This window comes from Symplocastrum torsivum (assembly GCF_059505465.1).
Genome location: NZ_JCACKQ010000095.1, coordinates 1 through 23,562 on the forward strand (window position 1 = coordinate 1; position 23,562 = coordinate 23,562).

The 23,562-nt window shown below is 45.7% G+C and carries 18 protein-coding genes and 2 pseudogenes; 7 read left to right on the top strand and 13 right to left on the bottom strand.

Annotated features, from left to right (window positions below):
• Positions 1 to 30 precede the first annotated feature (30 nt).
• From AC5JL3_RS23295 to AC5JL3_RS23310, 4 genes and pseudogenes are all read right to left on the bottom strand, one after another.
• Positions 31 to 177: pseudogene (locus AC5JL3_RS23295) on the bottom strand (ISAs1 family transposase); the annotation flags it as partial.
• Entirely contained in the window at positions 155 to 340 is a 186-nt protein-coding gene (locus tag AC5JL3_RS23300) for a hypothetical protein (protein WP_496076746.1), read from the bottom strand. The gene AC5JL3_RS23300 and the pseudogene AC5JL3_RS23295, both read right to left, overlap by 23 nt.
• A 220-nt stretch (positions 341 to 560) precedes the next feature.
• Positions 561 to 818 (bottom strand): annotated as a pseudogene (locus tag AC5JL3_RS23305) (transposase family protein); the annotation flags it as partial.
• A 149-nt stretch (positions 819 to 967) separates the two neighbouring features.
• Complete coding sequence (locus AC5JL3_RS23310; protein WP_496076747.1) at positions 968 to 1,162, bottom strand: hypothetical protein; 195 nt, start codon at positions 1,160 to 1,162, stop codon at positions 968 to 970.
• A 498-nt stretch (positions 1,163 to 1,660) separates the two neighbouring features.
• Between AC5JL3_RS23310 and AC5JL3_RS23315 the strand changes: the two genes are divergently transcribed.
• Positions 1,661 to 3,037, top strand: a complete 1,377-nt coding sequence (locus tag AC5JL3_RS23315; RefSeq protein WP_496076748.1) for a helix-turn-helix domain-containing protein — start codon at positions 1,661 to 1,663, stop codon at positions 3,035 to 3,037.
• 33 nt (positions 3,038 to 3,070) lie between these two features.
• Here the strand turns inward: AC5JL3_RS23315 and AC5JL3_RS23320 are convergent, their stop codons facing one another.
• Positions 3,071 to 4,354, bottom strand: coding sequence for a glycoside hydrolase family 140 protein (locus AC5JL3_RS23320; protein WP_496076749.1), 1,284 nt, complete (start codon positions 4,352 to 4,354; stop codon positions 3,071 to 3,073).
• Between the two features lie 100 nt (positions 4,355 to 4,454).
• On the opposite strand from AC5JL3_RS23320, the gene AC5JL3_RS23325 reads away from it, so the two are divergent.
• On the top strand, positions 4,455 to 5,645 hold the full coding sequence (locus tag AC5JL3_RS23325) for a tetratricopeptide repeat protein (RefSeq protein WP_496076750.1): 1,191 nt from the start codon (positions 4,455 to 4,457) through the stop codon (positions 5,643 to 5,645).
• A 6-nt stretch (positions 5,646 to 5,651) separates the two neighbouring features.
• Here the strand turns inward: AC5JL3_RS23325 and mtnA are convergent, their stop codons facing one another.
• The 5 genes from mtnA to AC5JL3_RS23350 form a co-directional block, all read right to left on the bottom strand.
• Positions 5,652 to 6,713 (bottom strand): S-methyl-5-thioribose-1-phosphate isomerase, encoded by a 1,062-nt coding sequence (mtnA, locus tag AC5JL3_RS23330; RefSeq protein ID WP_496076751.1) that lies wholly within the window; start codon positions 6,711 to 6,713, stop codon positions 5,652 to 5,654.
• 139 nt (positions 6,714 to 6,852) lie between these two features.
• Positions 6,853 to 7,068 (bottom strand): hypothetical protein, encoded by a 216-nt coding sequence (locus AC5JL3_RS23335; RefSeq protein WP_496076752.1) that lies wholly within the window; start codon positions 7,066 to 7,068, stop codon positions 6,853 to 6,855.
• Between the two features lie 172 nt (positions 7,069 to 7,240).
• Entirely contained in the window at positions 7,241 to 7,981 is a 741-nt protein-coding gene (locus AC5JL3_RS23340; RefSeq protein ID WP_496076753.1) for a hypothetical protein, read from the bottom strand.
• Between the two features lie 15 nt (positions 7,982 to 7,996).
• The gene (locus tag AC5JL3_RS23345) at positions 7,997 to 8,506 is read right to left on the bottom strand and encodes a hypothetical protein (protein ID WP_496076754.1); all 510 of its coding nucleotides are present in this window, start codon (positions 8,504 to 8,506) and stop codon (positions 7,997 to 7,999) included.
• 42 nt (positions 8,507 to 8,548) lie between these two features.
• Positions 8,549 to 8,899 carry a hypothetical protein gene (locus AC5JL3_RS23350; RefSeq protein WP_496076755.1) on the bottom strand — a complete coding sequence of 117 codons (351 nt, stop codon included), beginning with the start codon at positions 8,897 to 8,899 and terminating at the stop codon, positions 8,549 to 8,551.
• Between the two features lie 190 nt (positions 8,900 to 9,089).
• Between AC5JL3_RS23350 and AC5JL3_RS23355 the strand changes: the two genes are divergently transcribed.
• Complete coding sequence (locus tag AC5JL3_RS23355) at positions 9,090 to 9,608, top strand: helix-turn-helix transcriptional regulator (RefSeq protein WP_496076756.1); 519 nt, start codon at positions 9,090 to 9,092, stop codon at positions 9,606 to 9,608.
• Positions 9,595 to 9,855 carry a DUF4926 domain-containing protein gene (locus AC5JL3_RS23360; RefSeq protein WP_496076757.1) on the top strand — a complete coding sequence of 87 codons (261 nt, stop codon included), beginning with the start codon at positions 9,595 to 9,597 and terminating at the stop codon, positions 9,853 to 9,855. Before AC5JL3_RS23355 ends, AC5JL3_RS23360 begins: the two co-directional genes overlap by 14 nt.
• A 151-nt stretch (positions 9,856 to 10,006) precedes the next feature.
• Here the strand turns inward: AC5JL3_RS23360 and AC5JL3_RS23365 are convergent, their stop codons facing one another.
• The 3 genes from AC5JL3_RS23365 to AC5JL3_RS23375 all read right to left on the bottom strand — a co-directional run bounded on the left by AC5JL3_RS23365 (position 10,007) and on the right by AC5JL3_RS23375 (position 13,389).
• On the bottom strand, positions 10,007 to 10,609 hold the full coding sequence (locus AC5JL3_RS23365) for a Uma2 family endonuclease (RefSeq protein WP_496076758.1): 603 nt from the start codon (positions 10,607 to 10,609) through the stop codon (positions 10,007 to 10,009).
• A gap of 36 nt (positions 10,610 to 10,645) precedes the next feature.
• On the bottom strand, positions 10,646 to 11,683 hold the full coding sequence (locus AC5JL3_RS23370; protein ID WP_496076759.1) for a response regulator: 1,038 nt from the start codon (positions 11,681 to 11,683) through the stop codon (positions 10,646 to 10,648).
• Between the two features lie 827 nt (positions 11,684 to 12,510).
• Entirely contained in the window at positions 12,511 to 13,389 is an 879-nt protein-coding gene (locus tag AC5JL3_RS23375) for a tRNA (5-methylaminomethyl-2-thiouridine)(34)-methyltransferase MnmD (RefSeq protein ID WP_496076760.1), read from the bottom strand.
• Between the two features lie 79 nt (positions 13,390 to 13,468).
• On the opposite strand from AC5JL3_RS23375, the gene AC5JL3_RS23380 reads away from it, so the two are divergent.
• From AC5JL3_RS23380 to AC5JL3_RS23390, 3 genes are read left to right on the top strand one after another with little or no spacing between them, the layout of a single operon-like run.
• Complete coding sequence (locus AC5JL3_RS23380; RefSeq protein WP_496076761.1) at positions 13,469 to 18,574, top strand: two-partner secretion domain-containing protein; 5,106 nt, start codon at positions 13,469 to 13,471, stop codon at positions 18,572 to 18,574.
• On the top strand, positions 18,564 to 20,813 hold the full coding sequence (locus AC5JL3_RS23385; RefSeq protein WP_496076762.1) for a ShlB/FhaC/HecB family hemolysin secretion/activation protein: 2,250 nt from the start codon (positions 18,564 to 18,566) through the stop codon (positions 20,811 to 20,813). Before AC5JL3_RS23380 ends, AC5JL3_RS23385 begins: the two co-directional genes overlap by 11 nt.
• On the top strand, positions 20,765 to 23,509 hold the full coding sequence (locus AC5JL3_RS23390) for a CHAT domain-containing protein (RefSeq protein WP_496076763.1): 2,745 nt from the start codon (positions 20,765 to 20,767) through the stop codon (positions 23,507 to 23,509). The genes AC5JL3_RS23385 and AC5JL3_RS23390 overlap by 49 nt, the downstream gene beginning before the upstream one ends.
• Positions 23,510 to 23,562: the final 53 nt, after the last annotated feature.

Here is a 23,562-nt window from a genome sequence, read left to right on the forward strand (position 1 = left end):
TACGTTAGATTGGCTCTATTAATAGTAGCCTAACTTCCGCCGAAGTCTACTAGCATCTTCTTTGAAAGTCACATCTATCGTCCAATGAACAGAATTTTCCACTCCCCAATGAGTTCGCACAGCATGAGCTAAAACTTGAGCATCAACTTCTAGACTAGTCAGGTAATAGCGCACTTCGAGCTATCAGCTCTTGGTCAGTGCTGTTCTCTGCTTCTACTGTTGCTAGTTGAGGCATAGCCGCTAGCCATCGTTCTCGCCACAAGCGCACTTGACCTCGCTCTAATTGCAACTCTCGAGCCAGTTGGCTGTTAGGAACTCCGGCAGTGGCTAACAAGATCAACTGTGCGCTCGCCTCACGAGACGATAAGGGTTTGTGGTTCGACGCACAATCTGTTTGAGTAGGGTTTGCTGCCTTAAGGAGAGGATAATTTTTTCGGCTTGCGGACTGGGCATGGACTTCAGTTGCTAACTAGCTCATCTGCTTGATGATTTGGCTATTGGCAGTTTACCCCAGTTTTCACCCTTTCTTGGCTGGTGGGTTACTTCTGCCGCGCTGGTCTAGGCTCTAGTCGAGCAAACACCCTGGCAAAAGTATCGTGGCTGGGAATGCCGTTCGCCAGACTCAAGAAGCTGGCTAGCCATTCTTGTTTGGCTTGTCCATAGGTTTCTATTGCTACCCAACCATCAGCTCCACTGATCACTGCCAGGATGGCAATCGCAATGATATCTATGAGTAAATGATGCTTTGTGCGTTCTACTCTGGGGTCTTCCAAGCAAGCGAAGTGCTTAATAAATGTAGATTCTAGACTTAGAGTCATCACCTGGCTATCGATTTCTACTCAATGGCAAAGTAGATATTCAGCCTCAATCCTACCTTTGATGGTGACACCCGAAAAGCGGCTCTTGAACAGCTTGTTGTTTTAGGAACCAGGGGTAGCCCTTGATTTTACCTCGAATCCTAAAAAATTTAAGATGCGTTTACCCTGTCAACCTCAATCTCATCTAAAGAAACAGTTGCTCCATAAGACTTCTGGAATTCAACAAGCACAGACGCTGAATCTTTCCTCAGTGCATCAGCGAGAGAAGGATCGTTAATGAATACATCGGTACGACCAGCAGTGATTCTACTACCATTGATGTTAAGTCTGATAGGGTCAGTCATGTTCAAATGCTCCAAAAACTACAACAGTCCAGATTTACTTCAGTCTTGGGACTGGCAAATTCGCTCAAAAGTATGCCCTAAGGAAAGGATAAGTTAAAAGCAAAATTACCTGTCAAACCCTTACGGGTGATTTCTCAGAAAAAAGATTTTCTTTTGAAAACCTCATATGAGCTTCGTTGTCCAACCAAATAATCTTCAATCACACTCTTACCAGTAGGTAAGCAGCATAACTTTTGATTAGACCGCAGTTACGGTCTAACAGACTATTACGGTGTATAAAACAGCCAGCGTTCAATCCCTAAATTTAGGCTTTAATACTTCTCCCATGATCTTTAATAAATCCAAGTTCGTCTAGCCTAAAAATGTTCAATCTTGCCGAAATTATTACTCGCCTTTCACTTTCTTTAATCTACTTTTGTGGGAAAATGTAATAAGATGTACTAAAAAGCCGGAAAATGTGAGCTATAATCCACAAAATGCTCCAATCTCCCAGCCTTAATGAATGTTGAAGAAGTGTTAAAACTCGCTGATAAGATAGTATTTTCCAAAACAGGTCGGCACCTTGACGATTTACAAGAAGCGGTACTGCGAGGAACTCTACAACGAGAAAAATATAAGGAAATAGCCAAAGATTTTGACTGTTCTGAAAGTCGAATTAGGGAAGTGGGAGCGGAATTATGGCAAATACTCTCAGAACAGTTAGGTGAAGAAGTCAGTAAATCGAATTTTCGATCAGCAATGGAGAGGTGGCAAAACTCTATTGTTTTAAACTTTGCACAAGACGTTGTAGTGAGCGATAGTTTTAACATTTGTGGAGAAAGTAGACACCCGCCAGATATACCAAACTCAAACCCACATAATGAGGAAACATCTAATACAAAACAACCTCAAACCCTGTATCAAGATTTAAGTGAGATGCCAGAGTTGGGTGTTCTCTACGATCGCACTCCTGAACTCGACACCCTCACAACCTGGATTTTACAAGAACGCTGCTGCCTAATAGCCCTTACAGGTATCAGTGGCATCGGCAAAACAACATTAGCAGCGCAACTCGTACAACAAATAAAAGATGAGTTTGAGTATGTAATTTGGTGCAGTCTAGAGGCATCTCCAACCTTAGCTGAATTTCAATATAAACTGATACAGTTTTTGTCACAGCCAGAAAAACTAGATTCATCTACAACAAACCAAAAACCTTTACCTCTAATTAAGTATTTACAAAAATATCGCTGTTTTGTAGTCTTAGATGATGTTCACAAAATTTTCAGTAGCGGCGAGTTGGCAGGAAAGTATAAACCAGGATACGAAAACTATCGCTCCTTTTTCAAACAGATAGAAAAGTTATCTCATCAAAGTTGCTTTCTGTTAATCGGTTGGGAGCAACCGAGAGAAATTTCTCAAGTTAAAAGCAAAAATACTCCCATTCGTACCTTACAACTCACAGGATTAGATATCGCAGCAAGACGGGAATTACTCAGAGATAATGGGTTAGAAGAAATTGATGACTGGGATACACTCATTCACCGCTACCAAGGCAACCCTCTATGCTTAAAAAGCGTGGCAACTCTGATTCAAGAGTTGGGAGAAGGGGTAACGAAGTTGTTACCAGATGATACTCTATTGTTGCCAGAAGATTTGAAAGATGTTTTACAGCAGCAGTGCGATCGCTTATCTGAAATAGAAAAACAAGCTCTCTCCTTATTGGCTAAAGAAAGCGAACCCGTCAACATAGCAAAATTGATAGAAAATGGGACAAGGCCAGCGTCAGACTTACGAAATGCACTGCAATCTTTATTGCGGCGCTGCTTGATAGGACAACAAGGAAGTTTTTACAATCTGCCACTTGTGGTGAGGGAGTATATCAAAGGGTTATAACTGAATTTTTTGTACTCTAGCTAACTTAACAAGTTATATTTTTCCAGGAGGAGAGAAGTTTTTTGCGGCATCATCTACGACTAAAACCCAATCATTTCCTCTACCTTTTGTACCTGGGGGTTCAAAATCACGAGTACCACTATTAGCAAACTCTTCAATAAAAATACTGCTACCATTACGTGGGTCATACCACCAAGCTTTTAGACGAGTACCGGAAATTTTACCCAGGTGAATCGTAAAATTTTGTCCCGTATAAGCATAAACAAATAAATAGTCATCGCCGCGTGTTGCTGAAGAGTGATTTGCTCCTGTTCCTGGGTTGCTACTAATAATGGATTGATCAGGAACACGGCTTAAGAAGGGACGAGATAGCAGGAGATTCCGAAGATGAATTATATCCGCCGCACCCGGTCGATCTAAAGCGTCATGCCAATAGTACTCTGGAGAACTAATTCCTTTATGTCCAGGTGCCCACATTTGCCAAATACTATGATGTCCATAAGTATGACCAAAAGCACCTGCAACTAATGCCCAGTAAGCCGCTTGACGTACATCATAATCACGGAAATATCCATTGCCTGGATTCCAATTAATCGGATGATCTTCGTAGCGTGGTTCTCCATCTAAAGTTGGTTTAGCTGGACTCTTAGCATAATCAGAACTAACAGTCGTGTAGTTAGGTAAATCAAGAGCGCTATGCCCTGACTGCAACATATTAAAATCTAACCATTCTTCATTATGGAAAAAAGTTGATGAGGTAGAACCACCGACTGGGTGATAAGTCATGAGGAATTTTCCTCCGTCGCCTTCTGCTAATCCAGCCGCCATTTCACGCCAGACTTTTTCCTTGCCTCCGGGATTGCGATCGCCTCCTATAATCCAAATAATATTAGTTCGATTTTTGTATCGATTACCCAAATAGTAACCATAGGTTCTAGCATTACCTTCATTTATTACACCACTCACTACATGGCTTCCCCAGGTAGGGAGAAACCCAATAAATAATTCTCGTTTTTCTGCTGCATCAACAACATAATCAACGTGTTGAAAATACTTTTTATTGGGTGTTCTGGGATTATTCTGGTGAAAGGGACAGTCACCATAAGGATTTGGTGTATTTAAACCGTCTAGTTCAGCTACAGCAACCGCTTGAATAACTGTAAAACCTTTTTCTCGTCTGTTTTCTAGATAGCTAGTCGCTTCTTCTCGTGTTAAACGATGAAACAGTTCCCAAGCTGTATCTCCTAACCACAAAAAAGGCTGTCCATCACTAGTTTTTACCAAAAATCGCTGATTATCTGAAACTCGTAAAATCATAAGATGACTGGTTTTTGGTTGGTGGTTGTTGGCTATTGGTTGTTAGCAAGTAAAATTACTAGTCTTAGAGTAGTTGAGCGCGATTCAAACTTTTATTTATATGCATCTAAGCCTGTGCATGATTGTTAAAAACGAGGAAGCGTCTTTGCCCAAATGCTTGAGTAGTGTCAAAGATGTTGTGGATGAGATGGTAATCCTGGATACAGGTTCTACTGACAGAACAGTTGAGATTGCTAAAGAGTTTGGTGCTAAAGTGTATCACTTTGAGTGGTGCAATGATTTCTCGGCTGCTCGAAACTATGCTCTCAAGTATGTGCAAGGAAAATGGGTGTTGGTATTGGATGCAGATGAAGTACTAACGCCAAAGATTGTGCCAGAGATGAAGCAGGCGATGAAAGGTAAGCGCAATCTTGTGATTAATCTGGTACGCCAAGAAGTAGGCGCGTCTCAATCTCCTTATTCCTTAGTTTCACGTCTATTCCGCCATCACCCAGACGTTTACTTTTCCCGCCCTTATCATGCAATGGTGGACGATAGTGTGCAAGCGTTGTTGCAGCGAAAACCCGATTGGCAAGTTGTTTCTCTATCTACAGTCGCAATTGAGCATTACGGTTACCAACCAGAAGCGATCGCATCTTTAGATAAATACACCAAAGCACGACTAGCAATGGAAGGCTTTCTGGAAAATCATCCAAATGACCCTTATGTATGCAGTAAACTGGGGGCGCTTTATGTTCAGTTGAATCAGTTGCAGGAAGGCATTGAACTTTTGGAGCGTGGCTTAGGTGCAAAGCCGTTAGACCCTCCAGTATTATTTGAACTGCACTATCATCTGGGCAATGCTTACACCCGTACATCTAATCTCAACTCAGCCGTGGTGCATTATCAAGCAGCAATCCAGCAGCCAATGTTACCGCAATTGAAAATCGGGGCTTACAATAACTTAGGCAACTTGCTGTTGAAGGCTGGTGAGTTAACTGCTGCGAAAACTGTGTATGAAAGAACTGTAAAAATTGACCCTAGTTTTGCCGCCGGACATAATAACTTGGGCATGACTTTAAAAGCACTGGGGCAACTGGAAGAAGCGATCGCATCCTATCAGCAAACGATTCAGCTAAACCCAGAATACGCCGATGCTTACCAAAACTTAGGGGTGGTTTGGCTGAAACTTGGTAAAGTACCGGAGAGTTTATCAGCCTTTAAAAAAGCGATCGCTCTCCATGAGGTGCATAATCCTCCTGAAGCCCAACGCCTCCGTCAGGGACTAAAAGACATGGGCTTTCAGGTTTAACTAATTCTAAGCGGGTTGCTTGAGTTGAAGCTGTTGCAACTGACTCGGTGCAACTACACCTCGCTCGGTAATAATGCCAGTGATGAACTCGGCTGGTGTAACGTCAAAGGCTGGGTTATAAAACTCCACTCCAGGAGGGCAAGTCACCGTGTCGCCAATTTGATAGATTTCCGAGGGGTGGCGCTCTTCTATTGGGATTTGGCTACCGCTAGGCAATTCAAAATCAATGGTAGAGAGGGGCGCGGCGACGAAGAACGGAATATTATGGGCTTTCGCAACAATCGCTAAACTATAGGTGCCAATTTTGTTCGCTGTGTCGCCATTGGCAGCAATGCGATCGGCACCAACGATAACCGCATCAATTAGCCCCTGTTTCATACAATGCGCTGCCATGCTGTCGGTAATCACGGTAACGGGGATACCTTCTTGTACACATTCCCAAGATGTCAGTCTTGCCCCTTGCAAGCGAGGACGAGTTTCGTCAGCGTAGACTCGCGCCAGTCGTCCATCCCGCCATGCGGAACGCACGACACCTAAAGCAGTGCCATACCCTGCTGTAGCTAGCGCCCCCGTGTTGCAATGGGTCAAAATGCATAATTGATGCGGGGTAGAGGGCAACACTTCCAAACCGCGATCGCCAATTGCCTGACAGGTTTGTAAGTCTTCAACCTGAATCGCTTGAGCCGTTGTTAGTAACGAGGCTTGAATCTGCTCAACTGAACCCAGCGTCTCATAAGCCGTTTTGAGCATTCGTGAGATCGCCCAGAATAAATTCACGGCTGTTGGGCGAGTTTGGCGCAACATCTGGGCAACGTCCTCTAGCTGTGCCAAAAACTCGTCTCGATTATCCGTCTCAATTTCCCTCGCTCCTAAGTACATTCCATAGGCAGCAGCGACACCAATTGCAGGTGCGCCTCGGACAATCATGGTTTTAATCGCCCGTGCCATATCCTTGACTAAGCTGATTTCAACAAGGGCATACTCCAGTGGTAAGCGGTTTTGGTCAATCAGGAGAACGCGACCTTCATGCCAGATAACGGGATAAACCTGAGTTGTAGGGAGATTCATAGCCTTGAAAATAGTAATTAACCAAAAACTTCGACAACTTTTGCCTACTTTAACGCAGATGCAGACCCTCGGTAGTAAATCTCTGTTAAAGGCTTAGAGCTAAGTCAGGGCGTATGGTGATACGCCCCTACAAGCCGAATTACGCAACGCGAATGACATCCTCAATGGAGTCAAGGACACCACGGATTTCGTGTTTAAGAGTGTCTGCCTCTGTTTCAATCGCATTGGCGCTCTGATGTAGAGCTGTGAGATGCTTGTTGATGCTTGTAAGGCGCTTTAATGTAGTCCGAATTCGCTGGATTTGGTCTTCGATTGCGATCGCGTTAACTGCGGTAACCCTCAAGTCAAGAATCATTGATGGAATATAAGGAGTGATCGCTTTTCAATTTTGCTACACAAGTCAGCGGCGATCGCACATCAATCTCTCTACAGTTATCGGAAGGTACAATGCTTGTCCAACTATTTAGTTTGACAACCTCATCTGCTTTCTCTAAAACTTTTGATGCATTTCTAAACCAATCTCATCACTACATTTTCTTTTCACTCAGCACCTTACGCAAAGCCTTGACAGCATTATCAAGTCCTGTTTCCACAATGGTTCCATCCGTGAACTTAACCAGCTCCGCAGAGTTGACGATAACTTCAATGCTATCGCCACTTGCTACAGCCAGCTTGAAAAGTTGCGCCTGCTTCATTAGTTCACCGTTTGGCAACGTGTAGTTAGTTGATGATTCACGGTTCGAGACAGCTACGACATCCCTGTAGTGAAACTCGTCATCTTGCTCATTAAGAGGTACACCTCTCATGAAGTTATAGGTACACTGATAAGAGCTAAGCCTATGCTCTGTTAAATACACTATTGTTATAGCATTGATGCTAAATCGAACCCGTTCATCCTTGCCCTTCTTCCAAACAAGCTCATCATTGGGAATGCCATTTGTAGCCCACAGGATAGGACCACGAATCACAATAGAATCCCTTATAAGTTCAGACTCATCTATATTGAGACGCTCTAGTGAGCGCTTCTTAATTTGTTCAATATCATCAATCAACCAAGCATCAATAGCCTGATCGCCAGGAGCATCAAACAAAGGCTTAACCTCTATAAATAACCATATTCCTCCTGCAATCAAGAGAATTAAGCCTATTGAAGATTGTGACAACAGGAGTAGTCCAAGTACGATTAGTACGCTCGGCCACTTTAGTTTTGGTTTCGCAAAATAGCTCCGAATTCGCTTCCGCTTCTCATCCTCTGAAAATGTTGACATTGAAAATTTTTCCTTCTACACAAGTTGCTCGACAAGGGTTGCATACAATTTGTTGTCAGACATTGGTAATCTGGCTAGTAGTGCCAGTAGCCTAGCGATGTCCACGTTACAGGAGAGAGCGGTTTTGACAATATCTATTACTGATGGCGGTGGATACTTTGTTATTCTATTACCGTTGTAATAATCATCTCGAACAAGCGCACGAAACCATTGAACAGTACCATCTAAGTCACCCATTTCAGTGGCTGCATTAAGTAGCTGATCGATTTCTTCCACTTCAGTGCGCTTTAATATCTTTGGTCGCCTACCTTTGAGTAGTGCTAGTGCCAAATAACAGTAGGTATAACTTATTGAAGAATCTACTGCAAGAACGGTTTCAAATACATCTATTGCTTGCTGATATGATTTTGCTTCCAGCAGCTTAATACCTTGGTTCAACAAAACAAAAGGATCTGGGGAAGGGCTTTGGAAATTTACGTTGACCTGCGTATCAACCTTCTGGTTTCGCTGGTCGTAGTTTGCCATAATCTTTAGTCAAAATATAGCTACAAAAATGGAACATCGTTGTTAGAAGAACTGTGTAGCTAGCTCAGCAGCCTTCATTAAAGCTGTTACGATACCCCCAGCTTCCGCTATTCCCGTTATTAGCCCCTTTGCTGTATTGAGGTGCTGCAATATAGCGTTCTTATTTGGTTCAGTCTTGCTAGATTGCTGAACAGCCTTCGTAATTTGGTAATCAACATCTGTAGCCACTTCAGCATCAATAACCTCGGCATCCCTTGCTTTTGTGACCTCAGCCTTAAGCTTTTCCAACTCACTAATAAGGTCTGCGCGGTTCTGAACATCACTAAAATTGATATTGCCAGCAGCGTTGTACTGATAATTTACATTTTGACCACGCTGATCGAAAACTGACATACTCCTGCCTCATACTAGGGAACTTTATTCTTGAAGCGAAACACCCTGGCAACGAGTTTGCGTTTACAGTGCCATTTTCTTGTACATTGCTTGGCACAATCCTAATTTAAATCAGTAAAACTTAACATTAACCTGATGAATGTCAGGATATCAGCTAGGATTACATCAGTAATTTACGATCATCCTAGCTATGGCAACTGACGAGTCGTTTACCGAGGCGGCGAACCACTGGGACTTAGAAACCCTGTACGCAGACTTAGCTTCTACTAAGGGAAAACGTCTGACACCTGTTGAGAAGCTACACCTGCGGGGGTTGCTTTCTGGTTATAGTCCGGCTGAAATAGCTGAAAGACTGGGTAAAAATGTCAAGGGAGTTGAAACCGATCTATGTGCCACTCTGTATAGGTATGTTAAAAGTCTGGTGGACAAATGTAATGAAAAGATAGAAAACTGGCGAAATATTAGTGAATGGCTTGAGGAAGCTGGATATAAAAGTCAGTCATCTGCTAAATTGCCAGTTAGTAATTGTTTACCAAAAAATAGCGTAGCTAATATAACTAATATAAGTTTTGAGAACAATCAAATAACAATTGAGGTCTTTCTGCAAATAACTGTCCCATTACCTTCAGAAGGCTCAACTCAAAACCTAGATTTAGGTGAAGATGGTGTTGAGAACGGTACTGCAAGAGATAGCAATGGAAAAAATTAAACTGTTTGATACCGTAGCCATTATCAATCCAGTTCCAATTGAGCGATTGACCCTAATAGAATCCGATTACACATCTATCCGAAACTTACCTGCCGGACAAGTTGGAACCGTTGTTGAAGTATACGAAGAAACAGAATACTGTCAGTATTTAGTAGAATTTGCTGACACCCAAGGACGTGAATATGCAATGGCTACTTTAAAAGAAGATGAACTTTTAGTTTTGCATTATGAACTTACAGTTGCCTAAAGATAAAGCCGCTTCACGTACCTTTCTAGGCAAATGCTAGAAAAGAGCGATCGCGCTACACACAGAATATGCGATCGCCCTTATCCACTAAACGTTCTTGATAGACAAGAGTGATCGCTGCAACTTCGCCTTGTAAATAACACCACCTGCTTTAACTCCACACCTCTGTCAAATCCAAGACAAACCCAGGTAAAACATCTTCGCCTGACAAGGTAGCGGGATTATCCAACACTTCCACCTCTTGAGATTGCCTGTATATCTCAACCTTTTTGTTTTTCCGGTCAATCAACCAACCTAAACAAGCCTTGTTTTCCATGTATTCCCTCATCTTGGCTCGCAGTTGCTCCATGCTGTCACTCTTAGATCGAAGTTCCAGAACGAAATCAGGACACAAGGGTACAAATCCCTCTTGCTCTTGGGGAGTGAGTGCGTCCCACCGTTCTTGAGATACCCAAGCCGCATCAGGAGAGCGATCTGCTCCGTTAGGGAGGTGAAAGCCAGTAGAAGAGTTAAACGTCTTACCCAGTTTAGTCTGACGGTTCCACAACCACAGTTGCCCTTCTATATCCAAATTTCTATTTCCTGTGGTGCCTCCAGTTGGAGCCATAACAATTAACTCTCCTGTCGCCGTTCGTTCCAGTTGTAAATCTCGATTCGTGATCGCTAGCTGAACCAACTGCTCGTGAGTAACAGTAAGTTTTAGTGTTGGTGGAATATTGACTGGAATGGGCTGCGATGATTTGGCTTGTGTCATTGTTGCGCCCTAGAGGTAATCTAAATGCTGAACAGCTTACTGGCTAGGTAATACAGACTGTTTGATAAACGCCATAAATTGCTCAATGAGTTGAGGATTGCGCCAACCTTTTTCAGTTTCCTGAGCAATTAGTTCTAAAGCTTCATCTGGTGTAAAGGCGCGTTTGTAAGGGCGCTCACTAGTCAAGGCATCGTAAATGTCGATGATTTGGAAGATTTGAGCGAGATAGGGAATGGCATCTCCTACCAGACCATCCGGATAACCACTACCATCCCAGCGCTCATGGTGGTAACGAATAATCGGGATCACACCCCGCATCGTTCGTAGCGGTTTGCAAATTTTCTCGCCAATCAGGACATGACCGTTCATAATCTCCCGCTCTTCAGGAGTGAACGTCCCTTTTTTCAACAGTACGGCATCAGGAATCCCAACTTTGCCGATATCGTGGAGATAACCCCCCCACATCAAATTCCGAACATCTTCTCTCGGAAGCTGGATGTATTCTCCAAAAGCTTTACCCATCGCAACAAGACGCTCACAATGGTCACCTGTATTCGGGTCACGGCTTTCAACCGCTCTTGCCATTGAGAAGAGAACCTGTTCGGCGTGGTCTAAATCTTCATTCAGACGCTTCTGACGCACAAGGGACTTGACTCGTGCTGAGAGTTCTAGGCGGTCGAAGGGCTTGGTCAGAAAATCATCTCCCCCAGCTTCGATGCCCATAATACGCGATCGCTTATCGTTAAGCGCTGTTATGAACACCACCGGAATCAAGCGAGTTTGTTCATCTTCTTTGAGACGGCGACAAACCTCAAAGCCATCCATTCCTGGCATCATGACATCCAGAAGAATCAAATCTGGATTTCCTTCAATAACTCGCTTTAGTCCTGCTGTGCCACTGTCTGCCTCTAGTACCTCATAGCCCTCCACTGACAAAAGAGCCACTGCCGTCATTCGGCTGGAGGGATGGTCATCAACCACAAGGACTTTAGCTTGAAAAGAATCCACAGGAATTAGCTCGGAAGCGATTGTTCCAGATCTGGATAGTGTTGAAGCACCTAATGAATTAAACATGATTTAGGGCAAATCTAGGCTTTTACTCGGCTCACTGGAGAGCTTGGTTCTGCAAACGGGTTTCTTATAACCATTTACTACAACGGTAGACCCGTTCACTCCTTCTCAGGTGTGGGAGGTCGTGACACCTTCCGTTAACTGTTGTCCGTTGACGGCTGACAGAAAAACAGTCAACGAGCAACAGCCAGCAGCTAACTGAATCCCCCATCTTTTGGTTGGGAGAGACATCTAATAGTTTTTGTATTTTAATCTGTAATACATCAATTTTAGAAACTTAATTTAGATATTTTAAATACGATTTTTTTAGAGGAATTTAATGCCGCTTACAAAGTAAAGGGATTAAACAGTCATATTTTTGATAATAGCCATCGCTTAGTCGTGGATTTAGGTAAATGTACTCGTGATCGCAACTCAGGTCTTTCTATTAGTTCCCTTCCAGCTTCTGGTCGGCTGAGTCATTGGATATTTCCCACAATTCAACTGTCGAGAGGGTGGCAAGAGGCACTCGGAAAGCAGGTTTAGACATTGTTTGTCTACAAAGGTAGACCCTAGCTAAACCCATCAAGGCTATTCCTACTTTATTATTTACCATTGTTTAATTTAAAAGTCAGGCTTCATCGGTTCTTCACAAAGCAGAGTAGAGTACATCAGCGTTACAAGAACATTTCTGCTCAAAAATTTCCCAAAAATTGGCATTGTGAGAGAAGAAAATCCAAGGATAAATTGCAACTTGGCTAAAACTTAAATGTGTACAAAAGTTAAGTAGATAATGAGCTTGAAAAACGCGACCAAGTACTAAAGTCTCAGCTCGTAAAAGCTTGATAATCTTAATAACTCTTAAGATTTGACCAGCGCTTTTGCCAGCGGGATGTCGGCTCTAAAGATGACTCCTGCTGTTCCAAGCGACGCCGCTCCAAAATAACTGCTGCTGGGTCAGATAAATGAGGATCGCGATGGGGAATAGCTGCACGAGTCTGCAAATGCTCCTCTGAGCGCACAGAAAGAGTCGGTAAATCAGTAGCCGTGAAACTCGCTACGGTTCCTGGTTGCCTTGCTCCCACTTGTGAAGTCGAGCCAATCTTAAACCCAGCAGCAAGCAAGGCATGACGTACAGAGGCAGCACAAGAGTATGTGGCAAGTTTTCCATCGGTTGCACAGCAGCCAGCTAATTGCTGGAAAAACTCCACTGTCCATAACTGAGGACAACGAGGTGGCGAAAAGGGATCGAGAAAAATTGCATCAGCCTGAAAGTTGGATTGACGCAACTGCTGAATTGTCTCTCTAGCATCACCGAGACGCAGTTCGGCGGACAACTGATTGGTTTGAAGGCAAAGAGAAGTTGCCATAATCTCCAGCCATTGCGGGATAGGTGAACTCCAAGTACTGAGCAAATTTTGTGAGATCGCAGTTCTTGGCACCGTTGGGTCTAATTCTAGAGCAATCAGTTCGACACGACAGTTAGGATTATTCGCCCAAATCACTTCAAGAGCAGCAGCCGTGTTGTAACCCAGACCATAACAGACATCAAGCAGTTGCAGTACTGGTTGTTGAGCCTTGTGTGCGAGTTGGCAAGGTTCGACAAACTTCAGCAGGGCTTCTTCTTTTGCGCCTTGACTACTGTGAAACGCTTCGCCAAATTCGGTTGAGAAGAAGGTGAATGAGCCATCAGCGGTTAGCTGAGGAGTGAAGCCGTTACTGTTGTGCATCTATCTTTAGATGTATAATTTTTAAATTTGTAATGAAAAATTAACTTTACTTATATCCTCAGCAGGAGGTTATGGTATCGTGTTGCCCAATACTTCCATACAAACTACTAGCCCTTGGTGGACTAATGCAGTGATTATTACCTGGGTGTTACGACAACTGCATCATCAATTCAAGATTGGTAGGTCAATTTCCCTCGTCAGCGATAAAACGTCTGGTGAATTGGGAGATGAAACATCTACGATACCCTCAACAAAGTCGCAATGTGAACTCTCAAGGGGAGTGCAGTATGCTCTCAGGCTGAGCGCCTTGGGGATGAGTAGCGCGATCGCATTTTCTAGTAACTTTGCTTCTGCTCAGATTATCCCCGATGGTACATTAGGTGCTGAAAGTTCTGTCTTGACACCCAACGTCAATATTGAGGGGTTTCCGGCTGACCAAATTAATGGTGGAGCAATACGAGGGGCGAACCTGTTCCACAGTTTCTTGGACTTCAATATAGGAGAGGGACAACGGGTCTATTTTGCCAATCCTGTTGGAATAGAGAATATCCTCAGTCGAGTAACTGGCAGTAACCTCTCAGCCATTCTCGGCACATTGGGGGTGGATGGGGGAGCAAACTTGTTTTTCCTCAATCCCAATGGCATCATCTTTGGACCAAATGCAACGCTAGATATTGCGGGTTCGCTGATGGCGAGTACAGCGAACAGTCTAGTATTTGAAAATGGTTTACACTTTAGTGCCACAAATCCAGAGGCTCCACCGCTTCTGACAATTAATCTGCATCCCGGCTTGCAGTACGGATCGAATCAGTCGAGCGTGATTAGCAATGCTGGGAACTTAGCCGTAGGACAAAATCTCACCCTAGCTGCAGGAAAACTTGACTTACAAGGTCAGTTAAGTGCAGGACAAGACTTGACGATGCAAGCTAGCGATAATGTCAGGGTGCGAGATAGTGCAACAAATCCCTTCATCGCTTCGGCTGGGGGTCAACTACTAGTTGAGGGTGAGCAGGGAGTTGATATCTTTGCCCTCAATCATCCAGAAAGCGGCTTCTTCTCCGTGGGAGATATGATCTTGCGCTCAGGCAACACGGTGGGAGGAGATGCTCACTATACGGCAGGTGGCAATTTTAGGATCGAGCAGCTTGATGGTACTCCAGGGAATTTGTACAGCCCCCATGATCCAGTAATTCGAGCCAATGGTGATGTATTACTCAACTCCTACACAGGAGCTTCCCTGCACATTTTCGCTGGGGGTAGCGTAGACATTCCTGCTTTTGTTTGGATTCAAGGAGCAGACCCAGTTAATGGAATCGTTGAGGATGTTGTGCTGTCCGATGGAAAGGTTGTGTCAATTGATGGGAGAACTCAACCAACCCTCGACATCCGCGCTGGAACAACCGCCTTTGGCATACCCTTTTTCAATACAGGAACTCCTACTAGTGCAGATATCAGAGTTGGCACAATTGTTTTTGCGGGTGCAGACTCCGATTTTGTAGATGGGCCAGCAATTCCCTTGGCAGGGACGATTTTGTTGACGAATCAGTACTTGCCCAATCCCGATTTGACAGGAGATATTGTTGTTCTACCCACGCAGCAAGTTCTTGGCACAACAGATCGGGCAATTTTGAATGGTGATTTTGCCAGTGGTGGCACCGTCGCAATGAACTCTCGCGGCAACATCACAATCAATGGTGTCATCAACGCTGATGCTGTTCTTTTTGACAATACGTTGTTTGGTAATGGCGGCGATGTCGCCTTAGTGGCTGATCGTGATATCACCCTTACCCCTGGCTCTTTAATCAACTCCTCTGGTTTATTAGGCGGTAACATTAGGCTCAATAGCGGTGGCACAATCTCTGTAACAGGCTTACAAACCTTAGACAGAATCAGCGGCATTGCCAGCATTAACAGTGGTATCGCACCTGGCTTGAGGGGCGGCAACATTGATATTGTTGCCGATTCACTTTTCATATCTGATGGTGCTGTCCTAATCAGCAGCACAGTAGGACAAACGGATGCTGGCAACATATCCATACAAGTTAATGATTTAGTTTCACTCACCAACGAAAGTCAAATTAGAGGCGTTGTCGAGTCTGGAGCGATTGGCAGGGCATCTGACATTGACATCCAAGCGCGATCGCTTTTTGTCGCAGGTGGCTCTCAAATCAATTCTGTTTTGTTTCGAGAACAAGGCGATGGACAGGGAAATATCATTCCTGGTGGACAGGGCAGTGGTGGAAGTATTCGGGTTAATGCCACTGACTCCATCACGCTTTTTGGAATTGGCTCTACAGGCTTTTCCAGTGGTTTATTGGCTCTTACGGAGCGAGGAGCTTTTGGCCCAGCCGGAAATATTACTGTCAATACAGGGGATTTTTTGGTAGTTAATGGGGCTGTTGTCCAAGCTAGCACCTTCAATCCAGGAGATGGGGGCAACATTGTTATTAACACGACCAACTTTGCAGCGGTTGATGGTGGTCAAGTACTCAGCCTCAGCCGCAATACAGGTGATGGTGGAATAATTCAACTCAATGCTACAGATACGATCACCCTTTCTGGAAAAGACCCTAACTTTGCAGAGCGGCTCGCTCGAATTGATGAATACCTCCAATTACCGGGACAAACTGATCAACAAGATGATGTTCTTCCTATTGGACTTTCCAATAGCGGACTATTTGTTACCAACCTTGGGGATGGTTTAGCGGGTGACATTACGCTGACAGCAAAGTCGGTTTTCTTATCTGATGCCGCTTTCGTGGAAGCTAGCACTTACGGAGGTGGAAATGGCGGGAACGTCTTGATCCAAGCTCAGTCACTTTCTCTACTCAGAGGCAGCGAAGTTCTGGCTCAAACTTTTGGTGCAGGGAAGGCTGGTGATATTACAGTTGAGCCTTTAGACCCAGCTAGTCCCTCTTTTGTGACTCTCTCTGGAATTGCTCCGTTCTCAACGCTTGATGTAGATGGCAATCCGGATGGCGGATTCTCAAGTGGTTTATTTGTCACAACTGAGGATTCCGCCACAGGTCAGGGTGGTAGCATCAATGTCACGACAGGTGCCTTGCGAATTGAAGATGGTGCCGTTTTGAGCGCAAGAGCCAGAAGTGATTTTGATACTAGAGGTGGTGATATTACAGTGAATGTCAACACACTGGATATCACCAATGGTGGACAAATTCTGACTACTGCCTTTAGTAATGGTTTGGCGGGTGGCATCACAGTCAATGCGACGGGTGACATCTCCATTTCTGGTTTTGACAATAGCTACTATGACCGATTTGATGCTCTGGAACAGGCGTTCCTAGATGCTGGTGCAACTCCAGAGGAGGCTTTGAGGGGTGCAACCTTCATTGTTGATCCAGTCAATCCTGCCAGTGGCTTGCAGGCTCAGTCATTAGAGATTAACACGATAGGCAGTGGGAATATTAATATTACAAGCACAACAGGGTCACTTTTTGCAAGTAATAATGCTGAGCTGAGTACGGGCACGGCAGGAAGCGGGAATGCCGGGATTATCAATATCCAAGTTGCTGGGGGAGTCTTTCTCGACAATGCGAGAATCTTCAGCACCGTGGAACCGGGTGCGATCGCAAATGGGGGTCAGATCAATATCCAGGCAGGGACACTGTCCTTAGCAAATGGCTCTGGACTACAAACTCTAGTTCGCCAAGCCGATACGAACAGAGGACTCCCCGGTGGGCAAGGAGAGGCTGGCGATGTCAACGTAGATATAGTGGGTGCTGTCACTCTGTCCAACAGCGGAATCTTTAGTCAACTAGAACAGGGAGCGATGGGTAAAGGTGGCAACATCAATTTAGACGCCGCATCGCTTTACATGACAAGTAGTGAGCTTGCGGCTGGTACGTTTGGTATGGGAGCAGCCGGAAATGTACTGGTACAGGTTGATGATTCTGTCCTACTCACTACAGACAGCACAATTAGAAGCCTTGTAGAGCAAGGAGGTGTTGGTGATGGAGGGAACATTGATGTTACAGCGCGATCGCTAACTCTACTAGACGGTTCTCAGATTTCTGCAAGTGTTTTCCGTGAAGAAAATGGGATTCCTGGTGGCAAAGGAAGAGCGGGAAATCTTCAAATTACTGCCCCTGAATTTGTTTTCCTTTCTGGAATTGGTTTTAATGGATTCTTTAGTGGCTTGCTAGTGAGTACTGAACAAGGAGCAGAAGGCTCAGCGGGCAGCATTACCGTTAACACAGGTGACTTTTACATAACAAACAATGCCTTTGTCACCGCTGAGACTCAAAATGCCAGCGAAGCCGGAAGCATCATCCTCAATGTCAACGGGAACCTCACCATTGAGAATCAGGGCTTTGTATCCGTCAGTGGTAAAGGCTCAGGAAATCCCGGCAACCTAGAGATTACAGCGGATTCGATCGTTCTGAACCAAGGTGGCAGACTGCAAGCGACAAGCGCTTCTGGTGCAAACGCCAACATCACGTTGCGTGTGCAAGATTCGATCATTATGAACGGAGACCCTTTGTTTGGTAGTGAAATCTCTGCTGAAGCATTTAACAATGGTGCAGGGGGAAATATAGACATTACCGCTTTGGCGATCCTCGCCGTCCTCCCGGAAAACAGTGACATTGTTGCCAATGCCTATGCCGGAACAGGGGGCAACATCACAGCTAGAGGCCCATCAGATGGCCCGATAATCGTCCGAGGATTCAGGCAGTTTGAAGAAACAGTAGGGCGTACTCCACAAAGCGACTTTGTGGCAAGTTCTGACTTAGGAATAGATGGCTCTGTCGAAATCAATACAGAAGATAATCTCGAATCCCCACTGCCAGCCGAACCCATTGATGCAACTCGGCTAATTGCTCGGACTTGTAGCGCTACGAGAAACTCAAGGCAGGAAGAAAGCCGCTTTACAGTTATTGGGCGTGGGGGCTTGCCGCCTAACCCAAACAGCCCACTTCAGAGTGAATCCATAGTAACCAACTGGGTAGGAGTTGACCAACCTGTTGAGAATCCGACAGACGAGCCAACTTCAGCAACACCTGAAAGTGTGGCTCCTACTGCGACTAATGTGCCAAAAACTTCCACGTATACTGAAGCCCAAGGGTGGGTAATTGGTGAAAAGGGCGAAGTAATCCTTACCGCACAAACACCCACTGTCACACCTCATAATTCCTCGCTGGCAGCAGTTGTCTGTAATGGTTCATAGAGTGTATTTGCGTCAATATTCGTCGTGCTTGTCTTTAAGTCTGTTGGTGTTGACCAGCAGCTTATATGTTGAATCTGTGAAGGCACAGACAGTTGAAGAAACGGCAGAGTGTTCGATTAATCTCTCCTCTTGCTATTCTCCTGCAAGGGAGGTTGCACAATCACAGGATGATTTTGTTGTAGGAGCGTATAGAACCGGAACTTTCGAGGGCGAAAGCCTTGCGCCCCTACAAGAATTTTGTCGCCCAACAGAAGCGACAGATGTCATCCCTAAATCATGCAATGCTCCTGCAAGCATAGAGGATTCAGTTTCCCCTATTCCCTTACACAAAGGGGAAACGGGAGGAGAGCAGTTAGCTTTATCTACACCATCTGAAGTTGATACCGTTCAAGCTACCGACTCACAGAAAATTGGAGGGGAAGTGCCCGTGCTTCAGTCGAGGGAGGAACCGACATCCGCCGATTTCGGCAGTGGGGAATGGCGAAAGGCTACCTCTTTCCAATTCCCAATTCCCAATTCCCAATTCCCGCGAAATCCCCCGTACTTCAGTCGGGACTTAATCGCGCAAACTCCCCAAGTCCCGCAACTGCCTTCAAATATCGACGAGCTACCAACAGATGTACAAGAACAAGAGCCACCTTCCGAAGCGCCACTAGAACCGCAACCGCCAACACAGTTGCCACCGCCAGACGAGTTACTGAACTCACCACAGGGGATTCCCCCAACACCGGATCCTATACCTGGTAGAGTTCCAGAAACGATTACGGTTGAACGGTTCGAGTTTGAGGGCAATACCGCAATTAGTGATGAAGACTTAGCAGAAGCGACGGCTCAATTTACGAATAAATCCATTTCATTTGCCGAACTCTTCCAGGCTCGTTCCGCTGTTACCCAGTTGTACCTTGAGCGAGGGTATATTACCTCTGGTGCGCTCATCCCACTGCAAACGATTGAAGGCGGTGTGGTCAGAATTCAGGTGGTTGAAGGGGGATTGGAATCCATTAATGTTAGGGGAACCGAACGGCTGAATCCGAGCTATGTGCGATCGCGTCTGGAAATTGCCACAGAAAAACCCTTAAATCGCGATCGCCTCCTAGAAGCTTTGCAACTGTTGCAACTTGACCCCCTGATTCAAAACCTGTCAGCGGAATTGGCAGCCGGAACCGAACCGGGCTTAAGCGTACTAGACGTGGTGGTGACAGAAGCTGAAACGTTTAGCGTGCAATTCAGCGCTAACAACAACCGCGCACCCAGCGTTGGCACCTTTGATCGGGGAGTACAGATCAACCAAGCTAACTTACTGGGAGATGGTGATGGTTTGAGCTTGGGCTACAACAATACCAGCGGTAGTAATGGGCTAAATATTAGCTATACCCGACCCGTCAATCCCCAGAATGGCACCCTCACCTTTAGCTTTGGCACCACAAATAGTCAGGTAATTGAGCCTCCCTTTGAACGACTTGACATTGAGGCAGACTCGCGCTACTACGAACTCACATTCCGTCAGCCAATCTATCGAACTCCCACAGAAGAATTTGCCTTTGGTTTGACGGCAACACGCCAGGAAAGTGAAACCTCACTATTGGAGATTCCCTTCGCCCTTTCTTTGGGAGCAGATGAACAGGGACGGACTCGCATTTCCGCTGTGCGCTTTTTCCAGGAATGGACAAAGCGTAATAGTAATGAAGTCATCGCCGCCCGTTCCCAATTCAGCTTCGGAACTGGCGCATTCGATGCCACGATTAACGAAGAGGCTCCCGATAGCCGCTTTTTTAGCTGGCGAGGACAAGCGCAGTGGGTACGCCTTTTGGCTCCCGACACTCTGTTACTGGTTCGTGCCGATGCCCAACTCGCAGATCGGGCGCTTGTGCCTTTAGAGCAGTTTGGCTTGGGGGGTCAAGAAAGCGTTCGAGGTTATCGCCAGGATATCCTCCTAACCGATAATGGTGTACTAGCCTCAGCCGAGGTACGGATACCTGTTCTTCGTTTACCGCAGCTAGAGGACAGCATTGTACAGCTAGCTCCATTTGTTGATATCGGCGCAGCTTGGAACAATTCAGGTAGACCTGACCCTGACCAAAATGTACTAGCATCAATTGGTCTCGGCTTACAGTGGCAGTTGGGCGATATCCTCACCCTTCGCCTAGATTACGGCATTCCCCTTGTGTCTATTTCTTCAAGTGACCGGACATGGCAAGAAAGCGGCTTTTACTTTTCCATCATTGCATCTCCTTTCTGAAGCGAAAAACTCTCTTTGTTGGGCTTTTTCTCGCTTCCTTTTTACTTGTCCAAGGGTTTGCCTGGTTCTGGGACATGGAGCGATCGCCTGTTTTTGCTAAAAATTCCGCTGATGTTCCAGTTGTTCAGGGATTACCCAATACCTCTCAGTTGCTGCAACAGGGTAGAGAACTCTATGAAGCAGGACGTTACTCAGAGGCAATCTCGGTTTTACAACGGACTTTAGCGGCATTCCAAAGTGAGGGAGATGTCCTCCGGCAAGCGATAACCTTGAGCAATCTTTCCTTGGCGTATCAGAAAGTTGGTTCCTGGACTGAGGCAGAAGAAGCGATCGCAAATAGCTTAAAACTCCTGCAAGCGGAAGAAGCTGTCGGCAACGTGTCAGAGAAGACAACCCAACGATTGCAAATTCTCGCCCAAACCTTGGATATTCAAGGTAGTCTGCAACTTGCGATCGGACAGCCCGAACAAGCACTGACGACTTGGCAACAGGCAGCCGCTACCCATACTCAACTCGGCAATCAGGCGGGAGTGATTGGCAGCCGCATTAACCAAACTCAAGCGCTGCAAGCTCTAGGCTTATACCGTCGCGCCTTATCAACATTAGAGGAACTCAACAAAACTCTTCAAAATCAACCCGACTCACTCAACTTAGCGATTGGCTTGCGTAGCTTGGGTGATGCCTTGCAACTAGTAGGCGACCTTGATAAATCGGAAGAGGTTTTAAAACAAAGCTTGGAAATTGCCCAGCGCTTGCAATCTCCTGCCCATATCAGTGCGGCTTTGTTCAGCTTGGGTAATACAATTCGCGCTCAACACAGTAGCAACACCACTCAGCAACAGCGTAGCCCTGACACGGCGATATCGTTCTATCAACAAGCCGCTGAATTCTCCACTTCAGCGACAATCAAGGTACAGGCACAGTTAAATCAACTGAGTTTGTTAGTGGAAACGGAGCGATTTTCAGAAGCAGAGGCGCTAGTATCCGAGATTCAGTCGCTACTGGCAGATTTACCACCCAATCGAGCAGCCGTCTATGCCCGGATTAACTTAGCTCAGAGTTTGCTCAAGCTATCGGGTGCTGAAAGTAAGCAAGCCGCCGAACAATTAGCTGTTGCAATCCAACAAGCGAGAAACTTAGGTGACCAACGGGCTTTAGCTTATGCTCTGGGAAATCTTGGTGGATTGTATGAAAAAACTGGGCAATTGAGTGATGCGAAGGACTTAACAGAGGAATCACTACTTCTCGCTCAAACGATTAATGCCTCGGATATTTCCTACCGTTGGCAGTGGCAATTAGGACGATTGCTAAAAGCACAGGGCGATCGCGAAGGTGCGATCGCGGCTTACACAGCGGCTGTTGATACTCTCAAAGCTCTACGCAGTGACTTGGTTAGTATCAACCCAGATGTTCAATTCTCATTTCGGGAAAGCGTCGAACCTGTATATCGCGAACTCGTTAGCTTGTTATTAGAATCCGATGGCGGTGAACCCAATCAAAACAATCTTGCACAAGCCCGTGTTGAAATTGAATCTCTCCAGCAAGCAGAACTGGTGAACTTCTTCCGAGAAGATTGCCTAAATGCAACCGCAATCCAAATTGACCAGATCGACCAGAAAGCCGCTGTCATCTATCCAATTGTTCTTGAAGACCGCTTAGAGGTTGTTTTATCGCTGCCCAACACTACATCCCTAAGCCATTATGCAACTCGTCTACCTCAAGCTGCTGTGGAAGATGTTTTTACGAGGTTGCGTGCTGCTGTTTCTCCCGATGGTATTGGTGATAGAGGCATAGGAGTCACAGGCAGGGAAGAGTGTCGCTCTCTAGGCATTCAGGGGAGAGCGTGCACTGCGCCTCCAGGACAACAGGAGGCGTACTTACCACTGGCTCAGCAGGTGTACGATTGGTTAATTCGACCTGCTGCCTCGGAGATTGCCGCCAGTGACGCGAAAACGCTTGTCTTTGTGCTGGATGGTCCCTTACTGAATCTGCCAATGGCAGTCCTGAATGATGGGGAGCAGTTCTTAGTTGAGAAATATGCGATCGCACTGACTCCAGGATTGCAACTCCTCGACCCAAAACCCCTACTACGCGGTAAACTCACTGCTCTCAAAGCTGGACTCACAGAAGCGCGGGATACATTCCCTCCCCTCCCGTATGTTGGGCAGGAATTAGAACAAATCCGATCCGAAGTCCCAGGTGAACTGCTACTCAATCAGGACTTTACCAGCAGCGCCATCCAAAGCGCGATTGACTCGGTACCTTTTCCCGTTGTTCACCTGGCAACCCACGGTCAATTTAGTTCCAACGCTGAAGAGACATTCATTCTCACTTGGGATGACCGCCTCAACGTGAATGAGATCAACAGCCTCCTACGAGCGAGAGAAGACAGTGGTAGAAATGCTATTGAACTCTTGGTTCTCAGTGCTTGCCAGACAGCAACTGGAGATAAACGAGCCGCCTTGGGGCTAGCGGGTATAGCCATACGCGCTGGGGCACGCAGTACACTAGCAACATTATGGTCTGTCAGTGATGCTGGCACCGCAGAACTAATGGTGCGATTCTATCGGCAGTTAGCTGATACAACGATTACCAAAGCCGAAGCCCTCCGCCGCGCTCAAGTTGAGCTACTAAAAGGCGATTATTCAGATCCTTTTTACTGGGCACCTTACGTTTTGGTAGGAAATTGGTTGTAATTAGTTATTAGTTGTTGGTTATTGGTTGTTAGTGTGGTCGATAAGTTGCACAA

What these genes read in the sequence shown, in the direction of transcription:
- AC5JL3_RS23310 (WP_496076747.1), bottom strand. Translation starts at nt 1,162, where the DNA reads ATGACTGACCCTATCAGACTTAACATCAATGGTAGTAGAATCACTGCT.
- AC5JL3_RS23315 (WP_496076748.1), top strand. Translation starts at nt 1,661, where the DNA reads ATGAATGTTGAAGAAGTGTTAAAACTCGCTGATAAGATAGTATTTTCC.
- AC5JL3_RS23320 (WP_496076749.1), bottom strand. Translation starts at nt 4,354, where the DNA reads ATGATTTTACGAGTTTCAGATAATCAGCGATTTTTGGTAAAAACTAGT.
- AC5JL3_RS23325 (WP_496076750.1), top strand. Translation starts at nt 4,455, where the DNA reads ATGCATCTAAGCCTGTGCATGATTGTTAAAAACGAGGAAGCGTCTTTG.
- mtnA (WP_496076751.1), bottom strand. Translation starts at nt 6,713, where the DNA reads ATGAATCTCCCTACAACTCAGGTTTATCCCGTTATCTGGCATGAAGGT.
- AC5JL3_RS23335 (WP_496076752.1), bottom strand. Translation starts at nt 7,068, where the DNA reads ATGATTCTTGACTTGAGGGTTACCGCAGTTAACGCGATCGCAATCGAA.
- AC5JL3_RS23340 (WP_496076753.1), bottom strand. Translation starts at nt 7,981, where the DNA reads ATGTCAACATTTTCAGAGGATGAGAAGCGGAAGCGAATTCGGAGCTAT.
- AC5JL3_RS23345 (WP_496076754.1), bottom strand. Translation starts at nt 8,506, where the DNA reads ATGGCAAACTACGACCAGCGAAACCAGAAGGTTGATACGCAGGTCAAC.
- AC5JL3_RS23350 (WP_496076755.1), bottom strand. Translation starts at nt 8,899, where the DNA reads ATGTCAGTTTTCGATCAGCGTGGTCAAAATGTAAATTATCAGTACAAC.
- AC5JL3_RS23355 (WP_496076756.1), top strand. Translation starts at nt 9,090, where the DNA reads ATGGCAACTGACGAGTCGTTTACCGAGGCGGCGAACCACTGGGACTTA.
- AC5JL3_RS23360 (WP_496076757.1), top strand. Translation starts at nt 9,595, where the DNA reads ATGGAAAAAATTAAACTGTTTGATACCGTAGCCATTATCAATCCAGTT.
- AC5JL3_RS23365 (WP_496076758.1), bottom strand. Translation starts at nt 10,609, where the DNA reads ATGACACAAGCCAAATCATCGCAGCCCATTCCAGTCAATATTCCACCA.
- AC5JL3_RS23370 (WP_496076759.1), bottom strand. Translation starts at nt 11,683, where the DNA reads ATGTTTAATTCATTAGGTGCTTCAACACTATCCAGATCTGGAACAATC.
- AC5JL3_RS23375 (WP_496076760.1), bottom strand. Translation starts at nt 13,389, where the DNA reads ATGCACAACAGTAACGGCTTCACTCCTCAGCTAACCGCTGATGGCTCA.
- AC5JL3_RS23385 (WP_496076762.1), top strand. Translation starts at nt 18,564, where the DNA reads ATGGTTCATAGAGTGTATTTGCGTCAATATTCGTCGTGCTTGTCTTTA.
- AC5JL3_RS23390 (WP_496076763.1), top strand. Translation starts at nt 20,765, where the DNA reads ATGGCAAGAAAGCGGCTTTTACTTTTCCATCATTGCATCTCCTTTCTG.